The organism is Burkholderia sp. BCC0405 (assembly GCF_902833075.1).
Taxonomy (GTDB): Bacteria; Pseudomonadota; Gammaproteobacteria; order Burkholderiales; family Burkholderiaceae; genus Burkholderia.
This window is the reverse complement of record NZ_CADFEO010000012.1, coordinates 97892-123688: the sequence shown is the minus strand read 5'-3', so window position 1 is coordinate 123688 and position 25797 is coordinate 97892. Positions and strand designations below refer to the sequence as shown.

Here is a 25797-nt window from a genome sequence, read left to right as displayed (position 1 = left end):
GATGCGCATGCCCCCTACCCCGTTGTTGCCGTGGAGCGTGCGGGCCAAGCTGATCGCGACGTTCCTGGTGCTGTTCGGCATCACGCTGGCGGTCGTGGTGGTCGGCGTGCTCGGCATGCGCGCGAATCAGAACGCGCTCGACGAATACGAGGCGAACGTCGTGCCGGAGATCGCGCGCGCGCTCGAGCTGTCCGACAAGGTCGCGCAACTGGCCGCGGTGGCGCCGAGCATGATGCTGACCGATTCGCCGGACCTGCTGCACAGCGATTCCGAACTGCTGCGCGGCCTGCTCGGCGACATCCGGCGGCTGTCGCCGGGTTTCGGCAAGCCGGCCGGTACGGCGGAGAAGGCGGGCGGCCGGCTCGCGGTGATCGACGATCTGGATGCGATCGACCAGGATCTGGCGCGGCTGCTGCTCGTATCGGGCCGGCAGCGGCAGCTCAAGGCGGAGCTGAGCGACCTGCGTGCCGCGACCGACAGCATCGGCGACGGTATCGCGCGCCAGAAAGGGGTGATCGCGCGGCAGGCACCGACGCTGCTGGAAATCTGGGCGCGCACGACCGGCGTGTTGCAGGCGGCGAACGCGGCGGAGCTCGGCAGCGCGGAGAGCGACAACGAGGCGTTGTGGCTGCGGGTGCGCGAGCGCGGCGAGGAGCGCAGCCAGCCGGCGCTCGCCGAGGCGCTGCAGCGCCTCGACGGCGGCGCGCGCAGCGTGTTCGCGGTGCGTCGGGAGTTTCTGTCGAGCGAAGCGCAGACGGGCTATCTCGTCACGCTGTTGCGCGGTCACGCGGATCACCTCAGCGGCAAGTCCGCCCGCTACGTCGAACGCTTGCGGCAGATCGCGAGCGAGCGTAGCGACAAGGTGCGCAAGGTCGCGGTGTCGAGCCAGTCGGGCCTGCTGCTGCTGGCCGTCGCGGGCGTCGCGGTGGCATTGCTCGGGGTGGCCTACGCGAGCCGCATCCTGCACAAGCTGCAGGCGATGACGCGCGTGATGACGCGCCTGGCGAAGGGCATCACGTCGGACCGGATGCCGTCGATGCACCGGCCCGACGAAATCGGCGAGCTGGCGCGCGCGTTCGAGGTGTTTCGCACCAACCTGATCGAGAAGGAGCAACTGACCCAGGGGCTCGAAGCGCAGCGCCGCCTGCAGGAGTCGGTGCTCAACTCGATGAACGACGGCGTCTCCGTGCACGACACGCAAGGCAGCCTGGTCGCGTGGAACCCGACGTTCGCGAAGCTGCTCGGCATCGACGCGTCCGCGTTGCGGGCGGGCCTGCCGCTCGTTGCCCTGCGCGCCGCGCTGGCGCGGCCCGCCCGGTGGCACCAGGTATCGTCCGAGACCGCGACGCATACGTCGGACGGCGTGCGCGTTGCCGCGTCCGCCGAGCTGCACCTGAGCGACCGGCGGACGCTCGAATTCCACTGTCAGCCGTTGCCGGACGGCGGATGGGTATCGGTATGCCGCGACCTGACGAGCCGCCGCGCGGTCGAGGCCGAACTGCGCCAGGCGCAGAAGATGGACGTGCTCGGCCAGTTGACGGGCGGGGTCGCGCACGATTTCAACAATTTTCTCGTCGCGATTCTCGGCAACCTCGAATTGTTGCTGCCGCGGCTCGACGGGCAACACGACACGCAGACGATGGCCGAACGTGCGCGCCGCGCGGCCGAGCGAGCGTCGCGGCTCACGCGGCGGCTGCTTGCGTTCGCGCGCCGTCAGCCGCTGCAGGCCGAGCGCGTGGCGGTACGGGCGATGCTCGCGGAAATGCTCGACCTGGTCGAATATTCGGCGGGGCAGCGCGTCACCGTCGTGCTGGAGCCGTCCGCCGACACGATGTGGGTGAACGTCGACCGCGGCCAGCTCGAGAACGCGGTGCTCAACCTGACGCTCAACAGCGCGGCGGCGATGCCGGACGGCGGGACGCTCACGCTGTCCGCGCATCGCGAGCCGGCGCAGGATGCGGCGGGCGGCCCGGCGTCGATCGTGCTGAGCGTGACGGATACCGGGTGCGGCATCGCGCCCGTGCTGCTCGACAAGGTGATCGAGCCGTTCTTCACGACCAAGGCCGCCGGTGAAGGCAGCGGGCTCGGGCTCAGCAGCGTGTACGGGTTCGTCCGGCAAAGCGGCGGCGATTTGCGGATTCACAGCGAGGTCGGCCGGGGCACGCGGGTCGAGCTTCGGCTGCCGGACAGCGGGCCGCCCGCCGGCGGGCCGGCGGTGCGGCGCGGCGGCCCCGCGGCCGCGCGCGACCGGCCTGCGCAGGCACACCGGGGCGCGCGCGTGCTGGTGGTCGACGACGATGCCGAGGTGCGCGACACGGTGGTCAGCCAGTTCGCGGCGCTCGGTGCGCGGGCCGAGGCGGTGCCCGACGGCGACGCTGCGCTGCGCTGGCTGGCCGGGCATGGTCCGGTCGAACTGGTGCTGTCGGACATTTCGCTTGGCGCGAGCGGCAGCGGCATCGCGTTCGCCGCGCGGCTTGCCGAACGCTGGCCGGGCCAACGCGTGGCGCTGACCTCGGGCCTGCCGCCCGAGATGCATCAGTCGCATCCCGACTGGCGGGCGGACCTGCCGTTCGTGCAGAAGCCGTTCGACCTGGCGGCGCTCGTCGCGTTGCTGGGCTGATGCCCGGCGCCGATTGTTTCGATTGTTAATGGCAACGCGTGTTTCCGAAATGTTCGATTAACGCGACGGGTGTTTCATAGCGGTACGGCACCGGCGACGCGGTCGCGACGCCACGGCGCGAAAATCGAAAAACGGACGGAGACACCCTATGACGAAGATCAAGTCGGTCTTGCTGGCGATGGCGCTTGCGACGACGGCCGCGACGGCCGGCGCGGCGACGCTGAGGATTGCGTGCGGCGCGGCAGGCGTCGACCAGGACATCTGCCAGGTCTCGGCGAAGCAATGGGCCGCGAAGACCGGCAACGAGGTCGAGTTCATCAGCATGCCAAACAACTCGAGCGAGACGCTCGCGCTCTACCAGCAGCTCCTTGGCAGCGGATCGGACAAGATCGACGTGATGCAGATCGATACGGTCTGGCCGGGGATCCTCGCAAACCACCTGGTCGACCTGAAGCCCTACAGCAAAGGCCAGGAAAACCAGTCGTTTCCGAGCGTCGTCGCGAACGATACCGTGAACGGCAAACTGGTCGCGATGCCGTGGTTCATCGACACGGGCCTGCTCTACTACCGCAAGGACCTGCTCGACAAGTACCGGGCGAAGGTGCCCGCGACGTGGGACGAACTCGATGCGACCGCGCGCAGGATCCAGGCGAGCGAGCGCGCAGCCGGCAACGAGAAGGTGTGGGGCTACGTGTGGCAGGGGCGTGCGTACGAAGGGCTCACCTGCGATGCGCTCGAGTGGGTCGCCAGCCACAACGGCGGCACGGTGATCGACGACAAGGGGCGCGTCACGATCGACAACCCGGGCGCGGTCAAGGCGCTCGACCAGGCGGCGAAATGGGTCGGCACGATCAGCCCGAAGGCGGTGCTGAACTACGGCGAGGAAGAGTCGCGCGGCGTGTTCCAGGCGGGCAACGCGGTGTTCATGCGCAACTGGCCGTACGCATGGGCGATCGCGAACCGCGCAGGCAGTCCGATGAAAGGCAAGGTCGGCATCGCACCGCTGCCGAAGGGCGGCGCCGACGGCCGCCAGGCCGCCGCACTCGGCGGCTGGCAGCTCGCGGTGTCGCGCTACTCGCCGAACCCGAAGCTCGCCGCCGATCTCGTGATGTACCTGTCGAGCGCGGAAGTGCAGAAAATGCGCGCGGTGCAGGCGTCGTTCAATCCGACGATGCCCGCGCTCTACCATGACAAGGACGTCCTCCAGGCCAACCCGTTCATGGCCGACCTGCTGCTGACCTTCAACAGCGCGGTCGCGCGGCCGTCGACGGTCACCGGCGCCCGGTACAACCAGGTCAGCAACCAGTTCTGGAATGCCGCGCACGACGTGCTCGCGGGCAGCGACACCGCGGCGAGCGCGCTCGCGAAGCTCGCCTCGTCGCTCAACCGGCTCGCGCCGGCCGGCAACTGGCGCTGAGCGCGGCGCCTCACGACCGATCGACCCGGCCGGCCGCCCGACGGCGCCGGCCCTGACGGGAGACTTTCCATGAGAACTGCAAGCATCCAGATAGACAGGACTCCTTTGTTAGCCGGGAGCCCGGCGCGAACGGGAACCGGGCTGGCGAGGGCGCGCCGCCGCCAGGCGTGGCTGCTGGTCGCGCCGGCGATGCTGATGCTGGTGGCGATCGCCGGCTGGCCGCTGTTGCGCACCGCCTGGTTCAGCCTGACCGACGCGCAGTTGTCCGACCTGACGCAGCGGCGGTTCGTCGGCCTCGACAACTACATCGGCGCGGCGGGCGTCCTGCGCGATCCGTCGTGGTGGCAAGCGGTGGGCAACACGGTGCTGTTCGCGGTCGTCTCGGTGCTGCTCGAGACGGCCGCGGGGCTGGGCGTGGCGCTGCTGCTCGACGTGCCGTCGCGGTTGCGTACGCTGCTGCGCGCGGCCGTGCTGGTGCCGTGGGCGATCCCGACCGTCGTTTCCGCGAAGATCTGGAGCTGGATGCTCAACGACCAGTTCGGGATCGTCAATGCAATGCTGATGGCGATCGGCGCGATTCACGAACCGCTCGCGTTCACCGCGGATGCACGCCTCGTGTTTCCGACCATCGTGTTCGTCGACGTGTGGAAGACCACGCCGTTCATGGCGCTGCTGATGCTCGCCGCGCTGCAGACGGTGCCGCGCGACTGCTACGAGGCGGCGCGTGTCGACGGCGTGCCGCGCTGGCGGGTGTTCCGGTCGGTGACGCTGCCGCTGATCCTGCCCGGCGTGCTGGTCGCGATGATCTTCCGCTCGCTCGACGCACTACGCGTGTTCGACCTGATCTACGTGATGACGTCGAACAGCCGCATCACGAAAAGCATGTCGGTGTACGTGCGTGAACAACTGATCGATTTCCAGCAGGTGGGCTTCGGGTCGGCGTCGGCGATGCTGCTGTTCGCGACGATCGTGCTGTTCACCGTCGGCTACATGGCCGTCAGCCGGCGCCGGATCCAGGAGGGCTGACATGAAGAAGCATCCGCTCGAGACGGCGGTATACGCGGTGCTGTCGGCGCTCGTGCTGACGGTCGCGCTGTTCCCGCTCGTCTACATGATCGGCACGTCCGTCAAGCATGGCGACGCGCTGTTCGACACGTCGCTGTTCCCGTCGCGCCCGTCGCTCGACAACTACCGGCAGTTGTTCCGCGATCAGCCGTTCGGCGCGTACCTGCTGAATTCGGCTTGGGTCGCCGGCGGCGCGGTGGCGCTGTCGCTCGCGGTGTCGGTACTGGCTGCGTACGCGCTCGGCCGCGTGTCGTTTCGCGGGCGCGGCGTGTTGATGATGTGCATCCTCGGCGTGTCGATGTTTCCGCAGGTCGCGATCCTGTCCGGGCTGTTCGAGCTGATCCGCGCACTCGGCCTGTACGACCGCCTCGGCGCGCTCGTGCTGTCGGACCTGATCTTCACGCTGCCGTTCACGATCTGGATCCTCGTCACGTTCATGCGCGAGTTGCCGCGCGAGCTGGAGGAGGCCGCGCTGGTCGACGGCGTGGGCGTGTTCACGCTGATCTTCAGGATCTTCATGCCGCTGCTGCGGCCCGCGCTTGCCGCGACGTCGCTGCTCGCGTTCGTGTCGGCCTGGAACGAGTTCCTGTTCGCGCTGACCTTCACGATCTCGTCCGGGCAGCGGACGGTCCCGGTCGCGATCACGATGATCTCCGGGGCGAGCAGTTTCGAGCTGCCGTGGGGAACGATCATGGCCGCGTCGGTGATCGTCACGGTGCCGCTCGTGCTGCTGGTGATGGTCTGCCAGCGTCAGATCGTATCCGGGCTGACGGCCGGCGCGGTCAAGGGGTGAGCGGGTAACCCCCCGCCGTCGTCAAACAGGAGCGAAAGCATGAGCCAGATCAAATTGAGCGGTCTTCACAAACAGTTCGGTGCAACCCCGATCCTCCATGACGTGAACCTGACGGTCGAGCCCGGCGAGTTCTGCGTGTTCATCGGCCCGTCCGGCTGCGGAAAATCGACGTTGCTGCGGATCATTGCCGGACTCGACGAACAGAGCGCCGGCGACGTATGGATCGACGGGCACTGTGTCAATGCGTTGGCGCCTGCGCGCCGCGATATTGCGATGGTGTTCCAGAGCTACGCGCTGTATCCGCACATGTCGGTCTATGAAAACATGGCGTTCGGCCTGCGGCACCTCGGCTTGCCGAAACACGAGGTCGACCGGCGGGTGCGGCATGCGTCCGCGTCGCTGCGCCTCGACGAATTGCTCGGGCGCAAGCCCGGCGCGCTGTCCGGCGGCCAGCGGCAGCGTGTCGCGATCGGCCGTGCGATCGTGCGCAAGCCGAAGGTCTTCCTGTTCGACGAGCCATTGTCGAACCTCGATGCCGCGCTTCGCGTGAAGACGCGCGTCGAGATCGCGAAGCTGCATCGCAGCCTCGACGACACCAGCATGATCTACGTGACGCACGACCAGGTCGAGGCGATGACGCTCGCGGACAAGATCGTTCTGCTGCGCCCGCTCGAAGGGCGGGCCGGCGTCGCGAGCGTCGCGCAGGTCGGCACGCCGCTCGACCTCTATCACCGCCCGGCGAGCCAGTTCGTCGCCGGCTTCATCGGTTCGCCGGCGATGAACTTCCTGCCGGCGACGGTCGTGTCGGCGGGCGCCCGCGACGTGCGCGTGCTGACCGGCGGGCACGCGCTCGGCGCGAGCGTGTCGGGCGACGGCCTCGCGCGAGGCGGCGAAGTGACGCTGGGCATTCGCCCCGAGCATGTGCGGGTCGGGGCCGGCGACGTCACGGGAGAAGTCGCGCACGTCGAGCAGATGGGCGAACACACCTATCTCTACCTCGATACACCGCTTGCCGCGCAGCCGATCGTCGCGAAGACCGACGCCCCCGGCGCGCGGATCGGCGAGCGCATCCGCGTCGACCTGCCGGCCGGCGCGCTGCACCTGTTTCACCCGGACGGGCGCGCGGCCGTGCGCATGCCGAGCGAGGCCGCCACCGCGGCGCGCGCGACCGCCTGAGCACGACGCACGCAATCCGTTCACGGTTTTCAGGCGGCCACGGCGCGCGGCCGCTGTCGAATCGGCGCCCATTCATGCAAAAAGGATAGTTATGCAAAACAAGAAACTTTCGGTGATCGTCTGGAACGAATTCGAGCACGAACGCGAAAACGCCGGCGTGCGCGCGATCTATCCCGACGGACTGCACCAGGTGATCGCCAGTGCGCTCGCGGAAACGCCGGCGCTCGGGCACGGCGCGCTGCCGCTCGAGATCGGCGTCGCGACGCTCGATCAGCCGGAGCACGGGCTCGACGAGGCGCGGCTTGCCGCATGCGACGTGCTGATCTGGTGGGGGCACAAGGCGCATGCGAAGGTGTCCGACGAAGTCGTCGAGCGCGTGCAGCGTCGGGTGCTCGAGGGAATGGGCCTGATCGTGCTGCATTCCGGGCACTTCTCGAAGATCTTCCGCCGCCTGCTCGGCACGCACTGTTCGCTGAAGTGGCGCGAGGCCGCCGAGAAGGAACGGCTGTGGGTCGTCGAACCGTCGCATCCGATCGCGGCCGGGCTCGGCGAGTATTTCGAGCTGCAGCACGAGGAGATGTACGGCGAGCGCTTCGATATCCCGCAGCCGGACAGCACCGTGTTCATCTCGTGGTTCGAAGGCGGCGAAGTATTCCGTTCGGGCTGCTGCTGGGAGCGCGGTCACGGCCGGATCTTCTATTTCCGCCCCGGGCACGAAGCGTACCCGACCTACCACGACCGCAACGTGCAACGCGTGATCGCGAACGCGGTGCAGTGGGCCGCGCCGCGCGTGAATCTCGCCGACCGCTGCCCGAACTCGCCGCCGCTCGAAACGCTCAGCGAGAAGAGCGGGCAGTTCGCGCATGTCGGTATCCAACAAACCGCGGGAGACCTCGCATGAACGACGACTACAAGGTGGAGCTGCCGGAAGCGGCGGCGATTGCCCGCGGCCGCCGCCTGCGCGTGGGCGTGATCGGGCTGGGGATTGGCCGCAAGCATATCGAAGGCTGGCGCGAGCATCCGGACGTCGACGTGGTCGCGATTGCCGACCCCGACGCGAAGCGGCTCGCGAAGGTCGGCGACGCGTTGGGCATCGACGCACGCTACGCATCGGCCGATGCGATGTTCGCAGCGGAGAAGCTGGATGTCGTCAGCGTCTGCACGCCGAACAAGTTCCATCGCGAGTTGACGCTCGCCGCGTTCGATGCGGGATGCCACGTGCTGTGCGAGAAGCCGATGGCGCTGAACGCGGACGAGGGGCGCGAGATGCTGATCGCCGCGCAGCGCGCGGGCAAGCGGCTGATGATCAATTTCTCGTACCGCTTCAGCGCGCAGTCGCGCGCGCTGAAGGCGCAGGTCGATAGCGGCCTGTTCGGCGATTTCTATTTCGGGCGGACGGTCTGGCATCGCCGGCGCGGGATGCCCGGATTCGGCGGCTGGTTCGGCACGAAGGCGCTGGCGGGCGGCGGGCCGCTGATCGATCTCGGCGTGCATCGCCTCGATCTCGCGCTGTGGCTGATGGGCTATCCGAAACCCGTGTGGGTGATGGGCAGCACTTACGATCCGATCGCGCGCGAGCTCGCGGCGCGCGCGGGCAAGACGTTCGACGTCGAGGATCTCGCGGCTGCGCTGATCCGCTTCGACAACGGCGCGACGCTCGCGCTCGAGGCGTCGTGGGCAACCAACATCCAGGAAGCGGAGTTGATGGAGACGCGCCTGCTCGGCACGCGTGCCGGGCTGCTGCAGAAGAACCTGAACGAGGGCTACACGTTCGACGCGCATGTGTTCATCGAGCAGAACGGCGCGCAGTTCGACATGCGCCTGAATCCGCCCGCGGAAGGCGCGCATTCCGCGATGTACGACTACGCGGAAGCGATCCTGTGCGACGTCCCGCATCCGGCGCCTGGTGAGGAAGGGCTGATCGTGATGGAAATTCTCGACGCGATCTATGCGAGCGCGGCCGCGGGCGAGCCGATTCGCATTCACGCGCCCGGGCCGGCGGCCGTCGATGCGCCGCCGGTGCTGGACCTCGACGTCGCGGGTTGACGTCGCCGGCTGACTTCGTACGGGGCCGGCGCGCGGATCGTCCACCGCGCCGGCCCGACAGCAACATGACGGACGACGCAGCACACACAGCTATTCGATGACGCCGCGCATCGCACGCGGCGCACTGACAACGTTTGGAGACACGTTCATGATCGACGAAGCAGGCCGGGCCGCGCGTGGCCCCGCACGCACCCCGCTCAGGCTCACGCGGCTCGCCGCCGCCTTCTCGCTGGCCGTCGCGTCGGCCGCGCTGCATGCGGCGCCGGATCCGGCAACGACGGTCGCCGCGGACGGCACGGCGGGCGGCTTGTCGCAGGCAACCGGCGTCGTGCCGGCCGACACGAGCCCCGCCAACGTGGCCACGCCGACGCCGTCGTCGGCCTGGAACCAGTTGACGCCGTGGACGCAGTTTCACGGCTATCTGCGGGCCGGCGTCGGGACCAGCGACAGTCACTCGCAGGCCTGCTTCCAGTTGCCGGGCGCACAGAGCAAATACCGGCTCGGCAACGAATGCCAGGTCTACAGCGAACTGGAGATCGACCAGACGCTGTACAAGTTCTCGAACGGCATGCAGCTGTCGGCGGTCGGCATGGCGAGCCTCGTCAACGATCTCGATCGCACGCCGACCTTCAACGGCGATCACGGGCGCATCCGCCTGCCGCAATCGTACGTGCAGCTCACGAACTTTCCGGGGCTCGACGACATGCGCATCTGGTTCGGGCGCATCTACTACCGGCGCAATGACGTCCACATGAACGACTTCTATTACTGGAATCCGAGCGGCCTCGGCGCGGGCATCGAGAACGTGCCGATCGGCGGCGGCCTGAAGCTCAGCTATGCGCTGTTCCGCGAGGACTATATCGACCAGCCCAACTACGCGACTCGGCACGACCTCCAGTTGTCGGGCGTGCATCCGAATCCGGGCGGCGAGCTGCAGTTCGGGCTGTCGTACATTCCGGCCCGCGCGCCGGTGCTGAATTCGAGCGGCATGCTGCAGGACGCGCACGGCGGCTGGTCGTTCACGGTTCAGCACGTGCAGACCAACCTGCTCGGCGGCAAGAACAAGCTTGCGTTCCAGTACGGCGTCGGTCCGGGCACGGGCCTCGGCTACACGGGAACGCTGACCAACGACAACCGCTTCAAGAGCCTGCGCGTGCTCGATGCGTTCGACTGGCAGGCGACGCGCGACTTCAGCGGCCAGGTGGTCGGCATCTACCAGCGCGACATCGCGCCGTCGGGCGGGTCGCAGACCTGGATATCGATGGGTGTGCGGCCGGTGTATGCGTTCACGCAGCACATCAAGCTGCAGGGCGACCTCGGGCACGATCGCGTGACGCCGTCCGGCGGCCCGACGCGCACGCTGCTGAAGGCGAGCGTCGCGCTGACGCTCGCGATGGACCGCTCGTTCTGGTCGCGGCCCGAATTCCGCGTGTTCTACACGTATGCGCGCTGGAACCAGGCCGCGCAGGATGCGGCGGCGCCCGGCGATCCGCTGTCGACGACGGGCATCTTCGGTACGTCGCGCACGGGTTCGACGGTCGGCGCGCAGGTCGAATGGTGGTGGTGAGCACGATGACGGAACGCTGTACGACGATATCGATGGGTGCCGATGCCGCGCCGTTCTCGCGCATCGTGTTCGGGATGTGGCGGATCGGCGACTGGGCGCTGTCGGCCCGCGAGCGCCGTGCGCTGATCGAGGCGGCGCTGGAACTCGGCGTGACGAGCTTCGACCATGCGGACATCTACGGCGACTACACGGCCGAGGGCCTGTTCGGCGACGTGCTGGCCGATGCGCCGCACCTGCGCGAGCGGATGCAGATCGTCACGAAGTGCGGGATCCGGCTCGTGTCCGCGCGCCGGCCCGCGCACGGGATCAAGCACTACGACACGCGGGCCGCGCATGTGGTCGCGTCGGTCGAGCAGTCGCTGCGCGCGCTGCGCACCGACCGGCTCGACCTGCTGCTGCTGCATCGTCCCGATCCGCTGATGGATGCCGACGAAGTCGCCGCGACGTTTGATGCGCTCCGGCGTGACGGAAAGGTGAGGGCATTCGGGATATCGAACTTTACGCCGGCACAGGCCGAGTTGCTGCAGGACCGGATGGCGGCGCACGGGTCGTCGCTCGCGACGAACCAGGTCGAATGCTCGCTGCTGCATCTCGCGCCGCTCGACGACGGCACGTTCGATCAGGCGCAGCGCTGGCGCTGTCCGCCGATGCTGTGGTCGCCGCTCGCGGGCGGACGCCTGTTGACGGAGGCATCGCCCGCCGCGACACGCGTGCGCGCGACCGCGGCGCGGATCGGCGACGCGCTCGGCGTGTCCGCGACGACAGTGCTGTTCGCGTGGCTGCTCGCATTGCCGTGCCGGCCGCTGCCGATCGTCGGGTCGAGCCGGATCGCGGCGCTGCGCGAAGCCGTGGCGGCGACGCGCATGACGCTCGAACGCGAACAATGGTTCGAACTGCTGCACGCGGCGCGCGGCGCGGATGTGCCATGACCGTTGCGATCGACACACGATGACAATCCGGGAGATACGATGAACGAAGCGACCCTGAGCGGTCATCCGGTCGCGCCGTGCGGCACGCGTGCCGGGGAACCCCGCTTGCTGGCGGACATCGGCGGCACGCACGCGCGCTTCGCGCTGGAGACCGCGCTCGGCGGGATCGGCGACGTGCGCGTCTATCGATGCAGCGCCCATGCCGGCGTGGACGACGCGGTGCGCGCGTTCCTGCACGACGCGGGCGGCGTGCGGGTGCGGCACGCGGCGATCGCGATCGCCAATCCCGTGGACGGCGACATCGTCAGCATGACCAATCATGACTGGCGCTTCTCGATCGATGCGACGCGCCGCGCGCTCGGGTTCGACACGCTGCACGTCTTCAACGACTTCTCGGCGCTGGCGATGGCCGTGCCGCATCTGTCCGCGGGGCAGCGGCGGCAGGTCGGCGTCGGGCACGCGTCGCCCGCGGGTACGATCGGCGTGCTCGGCGCCGGCACGGGGCTGGGCGTTTCGGCGCTCGTGCGCGCGGGCGACGCATGGGTGCCGCTGTCCGGCGAGGGCGGGCATGTGTCGTTCGCGCCCGCCGACGCACGCGAGGCCGACGTGCTGCACTACGCGCGGGCACGCTGGCCGCACGTGTCGTTCGAGCGGCTGGTCGCGGGCCCCGGCATCGCGGTGATTCACGCGGCGCTCGCCGCGCGCGACGGCTGCGACCCACCCGAGGCCGACGCGGCCGATACGGCAGCCATCATCGTACGTGCGCTCGCCGGCGACGCACGCTGCATGGCGACCCTCGATTGCTTCTGCGGGATGCTCGGCACGTTCGCGGGCAATCTGGCGCTGACCCTCGGTGCGACCGGCGGCATCCATATCGGCGGGGGCGTCGTGCCGCGCCTCGGGGCATGGTTCGATGCGTCGCCGTTTCGTGCCCGCTTCGAGGCGAAGGGCCGCTTTGCCGGCTATCTCGCGAGGATTCCGACCTTTGTGATCACCGCGCCGCATCCGGCCTTCGTCGGCGTGTCGCACTTGCTCGCTCGCGCGTTGGGCGAGGCCGGCTGACGCGATGCACAGACCACAGGGGCGGGGCGCGATGCCGTGCGTTGCCGTCGAGCATGGACCGGATGAGCACTCGCAACGGCGCGCATGCGTGTGCTGTCGCATGTCGATCGGCCGCGCCGCCGCCGCGCGCGACACGAGCGTGTCGCAGCCGCGCCGTCATGTCCGGCTTGCGTGGTTGTAGCGTGACTGTCTGCAAGGCGTCGGCACTTTGAAAGAAAGTCGGTGGTACGCGACGCCGCCCTATGGAATACGCCGACTGGAAGTCGTCCCGGAACTCATTTACTTTTAGAGCAATGTCGCCGATGCGTCGTGCGTTCCGGAGGAGTCGTGACCACATTCCAGAAAGTGTGGCAGTTGCTGGTCGGAAAGCCGCTCGACCCGCTCGACCCGCGCACGCGGCATGCGATCGCCGTGACGCCGCTGCTGGCCTGGGTCGGGCTCGGCGCCGACGGGCTGTCGTCGTCGTGCTACGGCCCGGAAGAGGCGTTCCTCGCGCTGGCGCACCATACGCCGCTCGCCCTGTTCCTCGCGCTCGCGACATCGGCGACCGTGTTCATCATCGCGCTCGGCTACAACCAGGTGATCGAGTTGTTCCCGACGGGCGGCGGCGGGTATCGCGTCGCGACGTCGCTGCTCGGGTCGAAGCCGGGGCTCGTGTCGGGTGCGGCGCTGCTGGTCGACTACGTGCTGACCGTCGCGACGTCGCTCGCGAGCGGCGTCGACGCATTCTTCAGCCTGCTGCCGGTGAGCGCGCAGGCGTTCAAGCTCACCACCGAGATCGTGCTGATCCTGCTGATGACGGGGCTCAACTTCCGCGGGATGCGCGAATCGATCATGGTGCTGCTGCCGATCTTCGTCGGCTTCGTGATCCTGCACTTCGCGCTGATCGTCTATGGCGTCGCCGTGCACGGCAGCAACCTCGCGATGATCGTGCCCGATGCCGTGCACGAGGCGCACGGGATGTCGCAGTCGCTTGGCGTATTCGTGGTGCTTGCGCTGCTGATGCGCGCGTTCTCGCTCGGCGGCGGCACCTACACGGGCCTCGAGGCCGTGTCGAACAACGTGAACATGCTCGCCGATCCGCGCGTGCCGAACGGCAAGGTGACGATGTGGTACATGTCGACGTCGCTCGCGTTCACGGCCGGCGGCATCATCCTGCTGTACATGCTGTGGCACGCGCGGCCGGTCGAAGGCCAGACGCTCAACGCGGTCGTGTTCGGCAGCGTGATCGACCATCTCGGGCTCGGCTCCGCGTTCGCGCGGCATGCATTGCTCGCGGCCGTGCTCGCGTTCGAGGCCGGGCTGCTGATGGTCGGCGCGCAGACGGGCTTCCTCGACGGCCCGGCCGTGCTGTCGAACATGGCGTCGGATTCGTGGGTGCCGCGCCATTTCCGTGATCTGTCGGGGCGCCTCGTGCGGCAGAACGGGATCATCGTCGTCGGGCTGTCGAGCCTGCTGATCCTGTTGTGGACGCACGGCAGCGTCGACGTGCTCGTCGTGCTGTACAGCATCAACGTGTTCCTCACGTTCAGCCTGTCGCTGCTCGGGCTGTGCACTTACTGGTGGCGCCATCGCAGCGAGCAGGGCTGGTTCAAGCACTTCTTCCTGTCGGCGCTCGGGCTGAGCGTGACGGCGACCGTGCTCGTCATCACGCTGATCGAGAAGTTCACGGCGGGCGGCTGGCTCACGGTGCTCGTGACGAGCGCGGTGATCGCACTGTGCTTCATGATCAACCGCCACTACGCATACACGCGCGCGCAGCTCGCGAAGGAAGATGCGCTGTTCTCCGGCAACCCGCCCGAAGTCGACGAGGCTACCGCGCCGGGCAAGCCCGATCCGTCGCAACCGACGGCCGTGCTGCTGGTCGGCAAGCATCGCGGCGCGAGCATGCACGCGCTGCTGTGGGTCAACCGGCTGTTTCCCGGCCACTTCCGCAACGTGATCTTCCTCGCGGTCGGCGAGGTCGACGCGAAGGCGTACGACGGGCACGAGCATCTCGAACGGCTGCGTCACTCGATCACCGAAGCGCTCGACTACTATGTCGCGCACTGCCGCCGCAACGGCATCGCGGCCGATTACCGGATCGCGTTCGGCACGAATCCCCTGGTCGAATTCATGAACCTCGCGTCGTCGACGCTCGACGAGTACCCGAACGCCGTGTGTTTCGCGAGCAAGCTGATCTTCCGGCGGGTGAATTTCCTCACCGCGTGGCTGCACAACCAGACGCCCGTCGAGTTGCAGGCGCGCCTGCACGTCGAAGGCAAGCAGATGGTGCTGTTGCCGATGAACGTCGGGTAGCGGTGCGGCGCGTCCGCGCTCGCCTGGATGTGGCGCGGCAAGCGCGTGGGCGACTGCCGGGAGCAGCCGTCAGGGCTGATGATGCCGATGCGGGCGGTGAGGCCGCCGCAGCGGCGGGTGACGGAATTTGGCCCTCAGCCGGTCGCGCCCCGGTCGCTTGACGACGAACAGCACGGCGAGCGCGACGAGCGCCAGCAGCACGACGACTTCCACGATCCCGTTTTCCATGGTGCCTCCCGGTCGCGGGCGGACGATCCTTCTCCGGCGTTCGGCGATCGAGCGAATGCCGGCGGCCGCATACGACGACGCTTTCACGTCTCATTGTAGGTCGGCGTGCACCGGCTTGACGCGTGCGTATGCGTCGCCCACACTGGCCGACACGCGGGTCGCGCGGTTGACTCTGTCCGTTGCACGACCGCGCTTTCCGTGAACCGCGACGAGGTGCGATGTGGTGCGCTTTTCTGTCGGCCTGGCCGGCTGGGTGCTGGCGTGCGCTGCCGCGTTCGGCGCGTCGAACGCCGTCGGCGCGCCGCCGGGCACGGGCCCGTCGGTGGGTGGGGCGAACGACGTCGCCGACGAAGCGCCCGTCACGGTCGTCAGCGATGTCCACGAATTCGTGATCCAGCACGACGGCTCGCTCGACGAGCATGACGATTCGACGCTGCGCGCGAACGACGCGAACGGTATCGATGCAATCGCGCAGCGCTACGTGTGGTTCGACAAGAATCTCGAGAAGGTGGACCTGCTCGCGGCCGAGACGATCGACCGCGACGGCGTCGTGCATCCGGTCGGTGCGGACGGCATCCGTGACGTGCAGGAACCGCGCTCGGCCGGCGCGCCGACATTCCAGGACGGGCTGCTGCGCACCGTCGTGTTTCCCGGCGTCGAAGCCGGGGCGAGCACGCGCGTCGCGTTCCGCAAGACCCGCACGAAGCCGGTCAACCGCGGCTACTTCGGCTATACCGTGGCGCCGTCGCGCGAGCCGGTCGACAGCCAGCGGCTGATCTTCGACGTGCCGGCCGACATGCCGCTGTATGCGGATGCGCGCGGCTACGTCGCGCTGCCGCCGGTCACCGCGAACGGCCGCACGCGCTACGAATTCGACTACCGGCACGGCCCGTACGACCGCATCGAGAACGGCGCGGTCGGCTACGCGACCTACGGCGACCGGCTCGTCGTGTCGACGCTGCCCGACTATGCGGCGTTCGCCGCGCGCTACCGCGACGCGGCCGTCGATCCGGGCGCGGACGATCCGGTCGTAGCGCAGCTGGCGCGCACGCTCACCGCGGGTGTCGCCGATCCGCGCGACAAGGCGCGCATCCTGTACGACTGGGTGCAGGCGAACATCCGTTACGTCGGGTTGTTTCTCGGCGAAACGGCTGCCGCGCCGCATCGCGTGACGGACATCCTGCGCAACCGCTACGGCGACTGCAAGGATCATGTCGCGCTGTTTGGCGCGCTGCTCGCGGCGGTCGGCATTCGCAGCGAACCGGTGCTGCTCAATCTCGGATCCGTCTACACGCTGCCGTCGGTGCCCGGCTACGGCGGCGGCGCGATCAATCACGCGATCACGTGGCTGCCCGATCTCGCGCGCTATGCGGACACGACGACGGCCGGCATCGCATTCGGCTATCTGCCGCCGATCGTGATGGATCGTCCCGCGCTGCTGGTCGACACGGGCGTGCTGTCGCGCACCCCGGCCACGCAGCCGCGCGGCCGTATCGCGCGGATCGGGATCGATGCGGCCGGGCCGGACGCCACGCATTTTCACGCGTACGTCGAGGACGACGGCTGGACGGCCGAACTCGAACGCAACCTGTTTCGCCGCGCGACACCCGACGTCATCGCGCAGCTCGCGAACGACCGTTTGCGGCAAAGCGGCTTGCGCGGCCGCGCGCAACTGTCGACGAGTGACCGGCGCGTCACCGGCGGGCCGTTCGACGTGACGATGTCGGGCACGCTCGATCATTTCGTGTGGCCTGACGGCACGACCGCGTTGCCCGCGCTGTCGAGCCTGACGGGCGGCATCGCGACGCAGGTCGAGAACTGGCTCGCCGAGCCCGTGCGCACGCAGCCGTGGGGCTGCATCGGCGGCACGTTCGACGAGACCGGCCAGATTGCGCTGCCGGCCGGCGTCGCGGTGACCGACCTGCCGGCCGATACGGCCGTGCACGACCGCTTCGTCGACTTCACGTCGCATTACGTATTCGACGCGGCCGCGCGCGTCGTGCAGGTCACGCGGCGGATGACGGCGAATTTTGGCCGTCAGGTGTGTACGGCGGACGAATTCACGGCGCTGCGCGCGTCGCTCGAACGCATCGAACGCGACACGCAGGCGCAGATCGTCGTGCGGGCGAAGGGGCGTTGAACGGGCAGTGGGCGCGTCGCCGCCATCGGCCGACGCACAGGAGGACATCATGACGGAACGGGACGACGAGATCGCCGATCTCTCGAAGGATTTGCTGGGCCGGATCGTGCAGGGCACCGTCGCGAACGGCGCGCCTGTGGATGCAGAGCAGTGCGCTGCGCTCGCCGTGCAATGCGCGACGGCGCTGGTCGACAAGCTCGACGCGCGCAGCGGCTGAAAGCGGAAGGACGTCACGCGCGGCGGCGACTTGAGCACCGCCGGCGAATGTGCGACTTCGGAACGAAGCAACGCGTAGCGGCCCCGGTCAGCGTCGCACGTCAAGCGTCAGGCATCACGCATTACGCTTCGGCACGCACCTCGCCGTCCGCGCGCACGGCGCCCGGCGGCTTGCCCACTACGCGCTTGAACGCGCGGCTGAACGCGGCGAGCGAGCCGTAGCCGAGCCGGTACGCGACGGCCTCGATCGCTTCGTGGTCGCGCGTGATCCATTGCGCGGCGAGCCGCATCCGCAGCTCGGTCAGGTAGCGCACCGGCGTCATCCCGGTGGCCGCGAGAAAGCGTTCGGCGAACACCGAACGTGACACGCCGGCTTCGGTCGCGAGTTCCGCCACGCTCCAGTTGCGGCCCGGGTCGCGGTGCAGCGCGACGATCGCGCGGCCGAGCTTCGGCTCGCGCAGCGCCTGCACCCAGCCCGTCGCATCGCCGCATCCGCACTCGACCCAGCCGCGCACGATGAAGGCCGCGACCACATCCGCGAGCCGCGCGAGGATGCCCGCGAAGCCCGCACGCGCCGAGCACGCCTCGCGTTCCATCGCATCGAGCATCGGGCGGATTTCCGGGTAGCGCGCGAGCAGCGTGCCGACGTGCATGAACTCGGGCATCGTGCCGACGAGCGGCTGCATGCCGCCGAGATCGAGCTCCATGCACGCGCTGAAGATCAGCGCATCGCCGGCGCCCGGCTCGGTCGTCGCGCAACGGGCGGGCGACACGCCGGCCGGCGCCACCGACGCCACCGTATCGCAGATCTTCGCGGCCTCGAAGCCGTTGATCTCGCGGCACGGCGCATCGGGGTCGGACACGAGCGCATGCATGCCGCCGCGCGGCAGCAGGATCGCGTCGCCGGCCTCGAGCCGCATCGTGTCGCCCGACGCGTCGCGCAGCAGCACGGGCCCGCGTCCGACGAAATGGAACTGCGCGCGGCCCGTCACATGGCCGAAGTTCAGCCCGAACGGCCGCGCGACCTGGATGCGACGGTACTGGACGCCGCTCAGGCGCATCCCCAGCAACAGCTCGCTGACGAGGTCGTGCGCATCGGGGATGGGCGGAAGCAGAGGCTCGGACATATCGAGATTCGGACGATCGATCAACAAGAACGGATTGTATGTCATAGACCGTCCTGACGTGGTTCCTTACGATACGCCCTCATCAGTATTTTCCCTAGCCAACACGGAACCACGCATGAATCCCGGAATCTCCACGGCCGCCTCGACGGCGGCCCCCCGCGAACCGGCCTGGGGCGCGGTATTCGCGATGACGCTCGGCGTCTTCGGGCTCGTCACGGCCGAATTCCTGCCCGCGAGCCTGCTGACGCCGATGGCCGACAGCCTCGGCGTGACCGAAGGCGTGGCCGGGCAGGCCGTCACCGCCACCGCGACGGTCGCGCTGGTCACCAGCCTGCTGATCTCGGCGCTGACGCGCACGATCGACCGGCGGCGCGTGCTGCTCGCGTTCTCGGTGCTGCTCGTCGCATCGAACCTGGCGGTTGCGTTCGCACCCAACCTGACGACGCTGCTGATCGGCCGCGTCGTGCTCGGCATCGCGCTCGGCGGCTTCTGGACGATGGCGACGGCCACCGCGATGCGGCTCGTGCCGACGGCGATGGTGCCGCGTGCGCTGTCGATCATCTTCAGCGGGGTGGCGGTCGCGACGATCGCGTCCGCGCCGATGGGCAGCTACTTCGGTCACCTGATCGGCTGGCGCAACGTGTTCCTGATCGCGGCCGTGCTCGGCGGCGTTGCGTTCGTGTCGCAGGTCGTCACGCTGCCGTCGATGCCGCCGAGCGGCACGACACGGCTGCGCACGCTGATCGACGTGCTGCGCCGGCCGACCGTCGGCCTCGGGATGTTCGCGACGATCCTCGTGTTCACCGGGCATTTCGCGTTCTTCACGTACCTGCGGCCGTTCCTCGAACAGGTTGCGGGCGTCGGCGTGAACGGGCTGTCGGCGATCCTGCTCGGCTACGGCATCGCGAACTTCGTCGGTACGTCGCTCGCCGGCCGCGTGCTCGAACACCGGTTGCGGCCGATGCTGATCGGGATGCCCGCGCTGATGGTCGTGCTCGGCGTCGCGCTCGTCGCGCTCGGCCGCGCGCCGATGATCGACGCGGTGCTCGTCGCGTTGTGGGGGATGGCGTTCGGCGGCGTGCCCGTCGCCTGGTCGACGTGGGTCACGCGCACCGTGCCCGACGAAGCCGAGAGTGCGGGCGGGCTGATCGTCGCGGCGATCCAGCTGGCGATCGCGACGGGCGCGGCAGCCGGCGGCGTCGTATTCGACGCGAACGGCGCGGCCGGCGTGTTCGTGGCCGCCGCCGTCGTGCTGGCCGTCGCGGTTGCGACGATCGTGACCGGCGTGCCGAAGCGGGTCGGCGTGGTGCCCGCGCTGGCGGAATGACCGGCGCCGGCGGGCCGCCCGGCCCGCCGCTCAGCGCACCGGCGCGTGCGTGTCGAGCAGTTGCCGGTGGCGCGCCTCGGTCGCTTCGTCGGCGGGGAACATGCACTCCATACGCAGTTCCTGCGCGGCGGCGCTTTGCGGCGTCCCCACCGTCGTGACCAGCGAGAAGTAACGCAGCACGACGCCTTCGTGCACGAAGCCGATCGGGATGACCGGCAGCCCGGGCGCTGCGGCCGGCGCCGGCGGCGTTTTCCAGTCGCGCGGGGCGTCGGGAAAGGCGAGCAGGTCGTCGAGCAGCCGCCGCGTGTCGTCATCGATCACGCGCCCCACCGATTCGCGATGCACGCGCTGCAGCAGGCTGCGCGACACCGTCTCCCAGTCGGCCACGAACGGCCGCATGCCGTGCGGATCGAACATCAGGCGCAGCAGGTTGCGCGGGCCGTCGCGCGCGGCCAGCTCGATGAAGCAGCCGAAAAAGCGCGGTGCCGCGTCGTTGGTCATCAGCACGTTCCAGTGGCGGTCCATCACGATCGCCGGAAACGGATCGTGCTGGCGCACGACCCGTTCGAGCGCGCGGATCACGCCGTTCATCTCCTGCGCGTCCCACGGCGCTTCCGAATACACCGGCGCATAGCCGGCCGCGAGCAGCAGCGCGTTGCGCTCGCGCAGCGGCACGTCCAGGGTCTGCGCGAGCGTCAGCAGCGTGTCGCGGCCCGGCACGCTGCGCCCGCTTTCGATGAAGCTGATCTGGCGCTGCGAGATGCCCGCGTCGAGCGACAGAGCGAGCTGGCTCACGCCGCGCACGTCGCGCCAGTAGCGCAGCAGCTGGCCCAGTTCGCGCGGCGGCGCGTGCGGCTCGCGGCGGCTGGCGTTCATCGTGCCTCCCAGGGCGTTCCGTAAGCGACGCGATCGACTATATCGGACTCACGCGGCGTTCGCATGCCACGCGAACGCGTCGAACGGCGCTTCGATCGTGGGCCGCGTCACGCTGCCGACGTAGTTCGTGATCGTCGATGCGGCGACCACCGCGATCACTTCCAGCAACTGTTCGTCGCTGAAGCTCGCGTCGAGGAACGCCTGCCGGTCGGCATCGGCCAGGCGGCCGCGGGTGTCGATCAGCTTGCGCGCCGTGGCCGACAGCGCGGCCAGTTTCGCGTCGCCCGGCAGGTCGCCGCGGCGGATCGCGTCGACGTCGGCGCGGGTCACGCCCTGTTTCAGCGCAAGCGCGGTATGGAACGCGACCGGCCATTCGCTCGCGTTCGCGACCGCGTTGGTGAGCAGGAGCGTCTGGATCTGCGGCTCGGTGAGGCTGCTGGCGTGCACGCGCTCGAACAGGCCGATGAAGCCGTTGATCAGCACCGGCGACGCGGCCATGGCCGCCGCGATGTTCGGGACGATGCCGAAGGTTTGCTGGAGCTGCCGGAGGACGGGCTTGGATGCGGCCGGTGCCGAGTCGATGGTGTGAAGCGGATAGGCGGACATGATGTCTCCGGGGGGGAGCGCCGCCGGAATGGCGGCGCGACACCCGAAGCGTAGGAGCGGCCGTGTCGCGCGCCAATTACATGCGATGTCATCGTTCGATGCGCGCGAGGCCGTGCGCTCCGCGAAGCGGCTAGCCGCCTTGCCTGACCATCTCCGCCAGCGTCTTCATCGCCTGCAGGTACGGATACGGCCCGTGGCTGATGCGGGCCACGCCGTATTCCGCGAATTCGGCGAGCGTCGGCGTCTCCGTGACGCGCATCACGTTCACCGGTAGCGGCGAGGCGGCCGTCAGCGCGCGGATGAGCGCCGGCGAGCGCAGGCCCGGTACGAACAGGCCATCGGCGCCGGCCGCGGCATACGCGCGTGCGCGGGCCAGCGTGGCGTCGAGCAGGCGTTCGTCGTGCGAGTCGGCCGGCGCCTTGAAGAACACGTCGGTACGCGCGTTGATGAAGTAGTCGGCGCCCGCGCGATCCGCAGCCTGCCGTGCGGCCGCGAGACGGGCCGCCGCGGCATCGACGTCACGCAATTCGCCCGTCGCCGGGAAGCTGTCCTCGAGGTTGCAGCCGATCGCACCGGCTTGGATGCTGAGCGCGATCGTCTCGGCCACATCCTCCGGCCGCTCGCCGTACCCGCTTTCGAGATCGACGGTGACGGGCAGGTCGGTCGCGCGCGTGATCCGCTCGAGCACTTCCATCATCAGCGCGCGCGGCATCTGCTCGCCGTCGACGAAACCGTTGGCCGCCGCAACCGACCAGCTGCCGGTTGCCAGCGCGACGGCACCCGCGTCGGCCGCCATGCGCGCGCTGCCGGCGTCCCACACGTTGAACAGCGCCAGCGGCTGGCCTGCGCGGTGAAGCGAACGGAAATACGCGCCCTTCTCATTGCTGCTCATGCTTGTGTCTCCTTGTGGAAAACGGGGTCGGTCGTCGTGCCGAACGATACTGCCACCGTATCGAGCGCCGCGAGAAAATCGCGCGCGTCGAACAGCTCGCCGAGACTGCGCACGCCGCCCGACACCGCGGTATTGCCCGCGATCAGGCGCACGGCTGCCTCGACGATGATCGGTGCGCTGACCGCGTAGATGTCCTGCCCGGACGCCGTCGCGCGGTGCGTCGTGCCGCCCTGCACGACGATCGCGTCCATCGCGAACCGCTGCGCCGAGCGTCCCAGCGCGTCGGCCGGCTCGGGCGGCGGCGTGGCGGCATCGCGCACGTCGCGCAGCGCAAGGGTCGCGAGCCACGATTCGATCGTATCGATACGCAGGTGACGCGATAGTGTCATCACTTCGGAAAACGGCAGCAATGTCACGTCGACGCGGCCGATCGGCGGCGGGAACGGCCATGCGCGTTCGAGTGCGGTCGACGGCACCTGCGTCGGCTTGCCGTCCTTCAGCACGAGACGCACCGCGCGATTGCGTTCGCCCGTCACGCGCGTGCCGCGCGTCGGGTGCCAGCGGTCGAGCCCGGTCGCGATATCGACGCGCTCGATCGGCTGGTGCTGGTCCACGACGGCCGTGACGAGCAGGTCGGCCAGGCCGCCGTAGAACGCCGCGGCCGGCACGATGGTCACGCCGGCGGCGCGCGCCCGCGCATCGCAGTGTTCGGTGAGCGCCAGCACCGACGGCTGCTCGGCCGTCAGGTCGAGATAGGGGAGGCCGGCCCGCAGCGCGGCATCGGCCAGCGGCAGCGCGGTATCGAGGTACGGCCCCGCGCAGTTGATCACCGCATCCGCGCCGCGCAATGCGGCGTCGAGCGCGGCCGGATCGTCGATCGCGGCGACGCGCACGAGCGTCGCGTCGCCGCCGTCTTCCGCGAGCCGCGCGGCATCGCGCCCGATGCGAATCGCGCGCAGGCCGCGCCGCGCCAGCTCGGCGACGACAAACCGCCCGGTGTGACCCGTGGCGCCATAGACTGCAACCGTCATTCGATCATCCATGATCAACTCCGATACAGAACGGTATGTTTTATAGTACAGACCTGTAGCGTCGTCAAGCCCGCGGTGCTATGATCGGATCACTGTTGCGGAAGTGGGTGGCCAGCCAGGCCGGGTCGGGATGAAAAAGGACACAGGCATACCAGGGAACGCGCCCGATACGCGCGAACGCATTCTCCAAACGGCCAGCGAGCTGTTCTACCGGGAGGGGACGCGCGCGGTCGGCGTGGACCTGATCGTCGCGCAGGCAGGTGTGGCGAAGACGAGCCTCTATCGTCACTTCGCGACGAAGGACGACCTGATCGAAGCGTTCTTGCTGCGTGAGGACGCCGATTTCTGGGCGCATTGGGATGCGGTGGCCGCGCAGTACCGGCGCACCCCGCGCGAGGAACTGGACGCGCAACTGCAATGGATCGGCGAACGCATTGCGCGCCCCGGCTATCGTGGCTGTCCGCAGATCAACATTGCCGCCGAATACGCGGACGGCAACCATCCGGCCCGCAAGGTGGCCGTCGCGCACAAGCAGGAGCTGCGGCGCCGGCTGACCGAGCTGGCGGGGGCGATCGGCGTCGACGAACCGGAAACTTTCGCATTGCGGCTCGCGACCGTCATCGACGGTGCGCTGAGCAGCGGGCAGGCGCTGCATGCGCACGGGCCCGTGGCCTTCCTGCAGGCATTCGCGCACCTGCTGTTGCCGAAGAAGGGCCGCAAGTAAGCGCTGCCGCCGCCGCGAACCGCGCGCCGGTTCAGTCGCGCGCCGGGTCGGCCGCCAGCGCGCGCAACTGGCCGCGCAACTGATCGACTTCCCCCGGTGCGAACGGCCGTTCGATCTCGGCATGCGTCTGCTGCCACAGCGGAAACGCTTCGGCCAGCAGGTGCTGGCCGGCCGGCGTCAGTTCGAGCAGGCGGCTGCGCCCGTCGTCCGGATCCTGGAGGATCGTGACCAGGCCGCGCCGCTCGAGCGGCTTGAGCGCGGCCGTGAGCGTGGTGCGGTCCATCGCGAGCAGCGACGCGACCGATTTCATCGGCGCCGGCTGCGGCCGGTTCAGCGACATCAGCAGCGAAAACTGGCCGTTGGTGAGATCCAGCGGGCGCAGCGCATCGTCGAAGATCCGCGCAAGATTGCGCGCCGCGCGCTGCATGTGCAGGCACAGGCAGCAATCGCGCACCATCAGCGTCGTTTCGAAAGGGAGCTTTTCTTTTCGTGCCATGTTGCAATTGTGTTGATATCAACCTATCGTGTCAAGGTCGAGGCGCGGCAGCCCGTCGCGTCCGTCACCGGAGGAGGCAGCATGAGTGCTCAACAGCAGTTGTATCTCGCGGTGTTTCTCGGAGGCAAGGAGAGTCCGGCCATGAAGGCCTGGATGGCGCTGCCGGAAGAGGCGCGGCGCACGCGCGAGCGTGACGGCATCGCCGCATGGCACGCATGGGTCGACCGGCATCGCGACGCGATCGTCGAGATGGGCGGGCCGCTCGGCAAGACGAAGACCATCGATGCGGCCGGCGTCAAGGACACGGCGAACGCGATGAGCGGCTTTACCGTCGTGCGGGCCGCGTCGCACGACGCGGCGGCCGCGCTGTTCGAAGGCCATCCGCATTTCACGCTGTTCCCGGGCGTGGCGATCGACGTGATGCCGGTGCTGGCGATTCCCGGCGCGTGAACGACGCGCGAGGCCAGGCGCCGCGTATCGGCGATGCGCGGTGGCCGGCATGCGGACGTTTTCCCGACATTCTGGATGGAGACTGGCGATGAAGCTTTACGGATTTGCCGGCACCCGCTCGCAACGCGCGCTGTGGGGGCTGAAGGAACTGGATGCCGATTTCGAGTTCATCTCGGTGAACCTGCTTCAGGGCGAGCACAAGCGGCCCGAATTCCTGCGCCTCAATCCGGCCGGCAAGGTGCCCGTGCTGGTGGACGGCGACCTCGTGATTCCCGAATCGGCCGCGATCGTGCTGTATCTCGCGGACAAGTACCCGGAGAAGGCGCTGCTGCCGGCCGATCCGGCGCGGCGGGCCGAGGCCTACCGGTGGGTCATGTTCGCGGTGACGGAGCTCGAGCAGCCGCTGTGGCGGATCACGCGGCATTCGTTCATCTATCCGCCGGAGAAGCGCTCGCCGGCCGACATCGAACTGGCGCGCGAGGATTTCAAGACGATGGCCGAGATTCTCGACAAGCATCTCGAAGGGCGCGAGTTCATCGTCGGCGATACGTTGACGGTCGCCGATTGCGTGACGGCTTACCTGATCGACTGGGCGGGCGAGTGCAACCTGATCGAATCGTTTCCGAATTTGCGGGCGTATCTCGAACGGCTGTATGCGCGGCCGAAAGCGCCGCAGCGGATCGCGGACGCGCGCAAGGCGGCGTGACGCGC

General features: G+C 68.8%; 23 protein-coding genes and 1 pseudogene. 17 read left to right on the top strand and 7 right to left on the bottom strand.

Annotation, left to right across the window (positions count from 1 at the left end; genetic code table 11):
* The first annotated feature begins 7 nt into the window (after positions 1-7).
* The 11 genes and pseudogenes from HWX36_RS21045 (at position 8) to HWX36_RS20995 (ending at position 14973) form a co-directional block, all read left to right on the top strand.
* Positions 8-2620 (top strand): ATP-binding protein, encoded by a 2613-nt coding sequence (locus HWX36_RS21045; RefSeq protein WP_175954342.1) that lies wholly within the window; start codon positions 8-10, stop codon positions 2618-2620.
* Between the two features lie 148 nt (positions 2621-2768).
* Positions 2769-4037, top strand: a complete 1269-nt coding sequence (locus tag HWX36_RS21040) for an ABC transporter substrate-binding protein (RefSeq protein WP_175954340.1) — start codon at positions 2769-2771, stop codon at positions 4035-4037.
* Between the two features lie 69 nt (positions 4038-4106).
* A complete protein-coding gene (locus HWX36_RS21035) occupies positions 4107-5063 on the top strand; it encodes a sugar ABC transporter permease (RefSeq protein ID WP_175954338.1) in 957 nt (318 codons plus the stop codon).
* 1 nt (position 5064) lies between these two features.
* Positions 5065-5895 carry a carbohydrate ABC transporter permease gene (locus tag HWX36_RS21030; protein ID WP_175954336.1) on the top strand — a complete coding sequence of 277 codons (831 nt, stop codon included), beginning with the start codon at positions 5065-5067 and terminating at the stop codon, positions 5893-5895.
* A gap of 39 nt (positions 5896-5934) precedes the next feature.
* Positions 5935-7071 (top strand): sn-glycerol-3-phosphate ABC transporter ATP-binding protein UgpC, encoded by a 1137-nt coding sequence (gene ugpC, locus HWX36_RS21025; RefSeq protein WP_175954334.1) that lies wholly within the window; start codon positions 5935-5937, stop codon positions 7069-7071.
* A 91-nt stretch (positions 7072-7162) separates the two neighbouring features.
* Positions 7163-7972: a ThuA domain-containing protein gene (locus HWX36_RS21020; RefSeq protein ID WP_175954332.1), complete on the top strand. Its 810-nt coding sequence runs from the start codon at positions 7163-7165 to the stop codon at positions 7970-7972.
* Positions 7969-9117: a Gfo/Idh/MocA family oxidoreductase gene (locus HWX36_RS21015; RefSeq protein WP_175954330.1), complete on the top strand. Its 1149-nt coding sequence runs from the start codon at positions 7969-7971 to the stop codon at positions 9115-9117. Before HWX36_RS21020 ends, HWX36_RS21015 begins: the two co-directional genes overlap by 4 nt.
* 148 nt (positions 9118-9265) lie before the next feature.
* On the top strand, positions 9266-10684 hold the full coding sequence (locus tag HWX36_RS21010) for a carbohydrate porin (RefSeq protein WP_208457809.1): 1419 nt from the start codon (positions 9266-9268) through the stop codon (positions 10682-10684).
* 5 nt (positions 10685-10689) lie between these two features.
* Positions 10690-11613, top strand: a complete 924-nt coding sequence (locus HWX36_RS21005; RefSeq protein ID WP_244136478.1) for an aldo/keto reductase — start codon at positions 10690-10692, stop codon at positions 11611-11613.
* A 39-nt stretch (positions 11614-11652) separates the two neighbouring features.
* Positions 11653-12651 (top strand): annotated as a pseudogene (locus HWX36_RS21000) (glucokinase); the annotation flags it as partial.
* A 351-nt stretch (positions 12652-13002) separates the two neighbouring features.
* Positions 13003-14973 carry an APC family permease gene (locus HWX36_RS20995; protein WP_175954324.1) on the top strand — a complete coding sequence of 657 codons (1971 nt, stop codon included), beginning with the start codon at positions 13003-13005 and terminating at the stop codon, positions 14971-14973.
* 69 nt (positions 14974-15042) lie between these two features.
* Here the strand turns inward: HWX36_RS20995 and HWX36_RS20990 are convergent, their stop codons facing one another.
* Positions 15043-15201: a hypothetical protein gene (locus tag HWX36_RS20990; RefSeq protein WP_175954322.1), complete on the bottom strand. Its 159-nt coding sequence runs from the start codon at positions 15199-15201 to the stop codon at positions 15043-15045.
* A gap of 220 nt (positions 15202-15421) precedes the next feature.
* Here HWX36_RS20990 and HWX36_RS20985 point away from each other — a divergent pair, with 220 nt between their 5' ends.
* Both HWX36_RS20985 and HWX36_RS20980 read left to right on the top strand, forming a co-directional pair.
* Positions 15422-17341: a DUF3857 domain-containing protein gene (locus HWX36_RS20985; RefSeq protein WP_175954321.1), complete on the top strand. Its 1920-nt coding sequence runs from the start codon at positions 15422-15424 to the stop codon at positions 17339-17341.
* A 49-nt stretch (positions 17342-17390) separates the two neighbouring features.
* Positions 17391-17558 carry a hypothetical protein gene (locus tag HWX36_RS20980; protein WP_175954319.1) on the top strand — a complete coding sequence of 56 codons (168 nt, stop codon included), beginning with the start codon at positions 17391-17393 and terminating at the stop codon, positions 17556-17558.
* Between the two features lie 121 nt (positions 17559-17679).
* Here the strand turns inward: HWX36_RS20980 and HWX36_RS20975 are convergent, their stop codons facing one another.
* Complete coding sequence (locus HWX36_RS20975) at positions 17680-18729, bottom strand: AraC family transcriptional regulator (RefSeq protein WP_175954317.1); 1050 nt, start codon at positions 18727-18729, stop codon at positions 17680-17682.
* A gap of 70 nt (positions 18730-18799) precedes the next feature.
* On the opposite strand from HWX36_RS20975, the gene HWX36_RS20970 reads away from it, so the two are divergent.
* Entirely contained in the window at positions 18800-20011 is a 1212-nt protein-coding gene (locus HWX36_RS20970; protein WP_175954315.1) for an MFS transporter, read from the top strand.
* A 30-nt stretch (positions 20012-20041) separates the two neighbouring features.
* Here the strand turns inward: HWX36_RS20970 and HWX36_RS20965 are convergent, their stop codons facing one another.
* From HWX36_RS20965 to HWX36_RS20950, 4 genes are all read right to left on the bottom strand, one after another.
* Entirely contained in the window at positions 20042-20887 is an 846-nt protein-coding gene (locus tag HWX36_RS20965) for a helix-turn-helix transcriptional regulator (RefSeq protein WP_175954313.1), read from the bottom strand.
* A gap of 48 nt (positions 20888-20935) precedes the next feature.
* Entirely contained in the window at positions 20936-21493 is a 558-nt protein-coding gene (locus tag HWX36_RS20960; RefSeq protein ID WP_175954311.1) for a carboxymuconolactone decarboxylase family protein, read from the bottom strand.
* Between the two features lie 130 nt (positions 21494-21623).
* Positions 21624-22385 (bottom strand): isocitrate lyase/phosphoenolpyruvate mutase family protein, encoded by a 762-nt coding sequence (locus HWX36_RS20955; protein ID WP_175954309.1) that lies wholly within the window; start codon positions 22383-22385, stop codon positions 21624-21626.
* Positions 22382-23428, bottom strand: a complete 1047-nt coding sequence (locus HWX36_RS20950; RefSeq protein ID WP_175954307.1) for a saccharopine dehydrogenase NADP-binding domain-containing protein — start codon at positions 23426-23428, stop codon at positions 22382-22384. Before HWX36_RS20950 ends, HWX36_RS20955 begins: the two co-directional genes overlap by 4 nt.
* Before the next feature lie 118 nt (positions 23429-23546).
* On the opposite strand from HWX36_RS20950, the gene HWX36_RS20945 reads away from it, so the two are divergent.
* Positions 23547-24140 carry a TetR/AcrR family transcriptional regulator gene (locus HWX36_RS20945; RefSeq protein ID WP_175954305.1) on the top strand — a complete coding sequence of 198 codons (594 nt, stop codon included), beginning with the start codon at positions 23547-23549 and terminating at the stop codon, positions 24138-24140.
* Between the two features lie 31 nt (positions 24141-24171).
* Here the strand turns inward: HWX36_RS20945 and HWX36_RS20940 are convergent, their stop codons facing one another.
* Positions 24172-24636, bottom strand: a complete 465-nt coding sequence (locus HWX36_RS20940; protein ID WP_175954303.1) for a MarR family transcriptional regulator — start codon at positions 24634-24636, stop codon at positions 24172-24174.
* Between the two features lie 81 nt (positions 24637-24717).
* On the opposite strand from HWX36_RS20940, the gene HWX36_RS20935 reads away from it, so the two are divergent.
* Together HWX36_RS20935 and HWX36_RS20930 are read left to right on the top strand one after the other, a co-directional pair.
* On the top strand, positions 24718-25086 hold the full coding sequence (locus HWX36_RS20935) for a hypothetical protein (RefSeq protein WP_175954301.1): 369 nt from the start codon (positions 24718-24720) through the stop codon (positions 25084-25086).
* Between the two features lie 88 nt (positions 25087-25174).
* Positions 25175-25792, top strand: coding sequence for a glutathione S-transferase family protein (locus tag HWX36_RS20930; RefSeq protein WP_175954299.1), 618 nt, complete (start codon positions 25175-25177; stop codon positions 25790-25792).
* Positions 25793-25797: the final 5 nt, after the last annotated feature.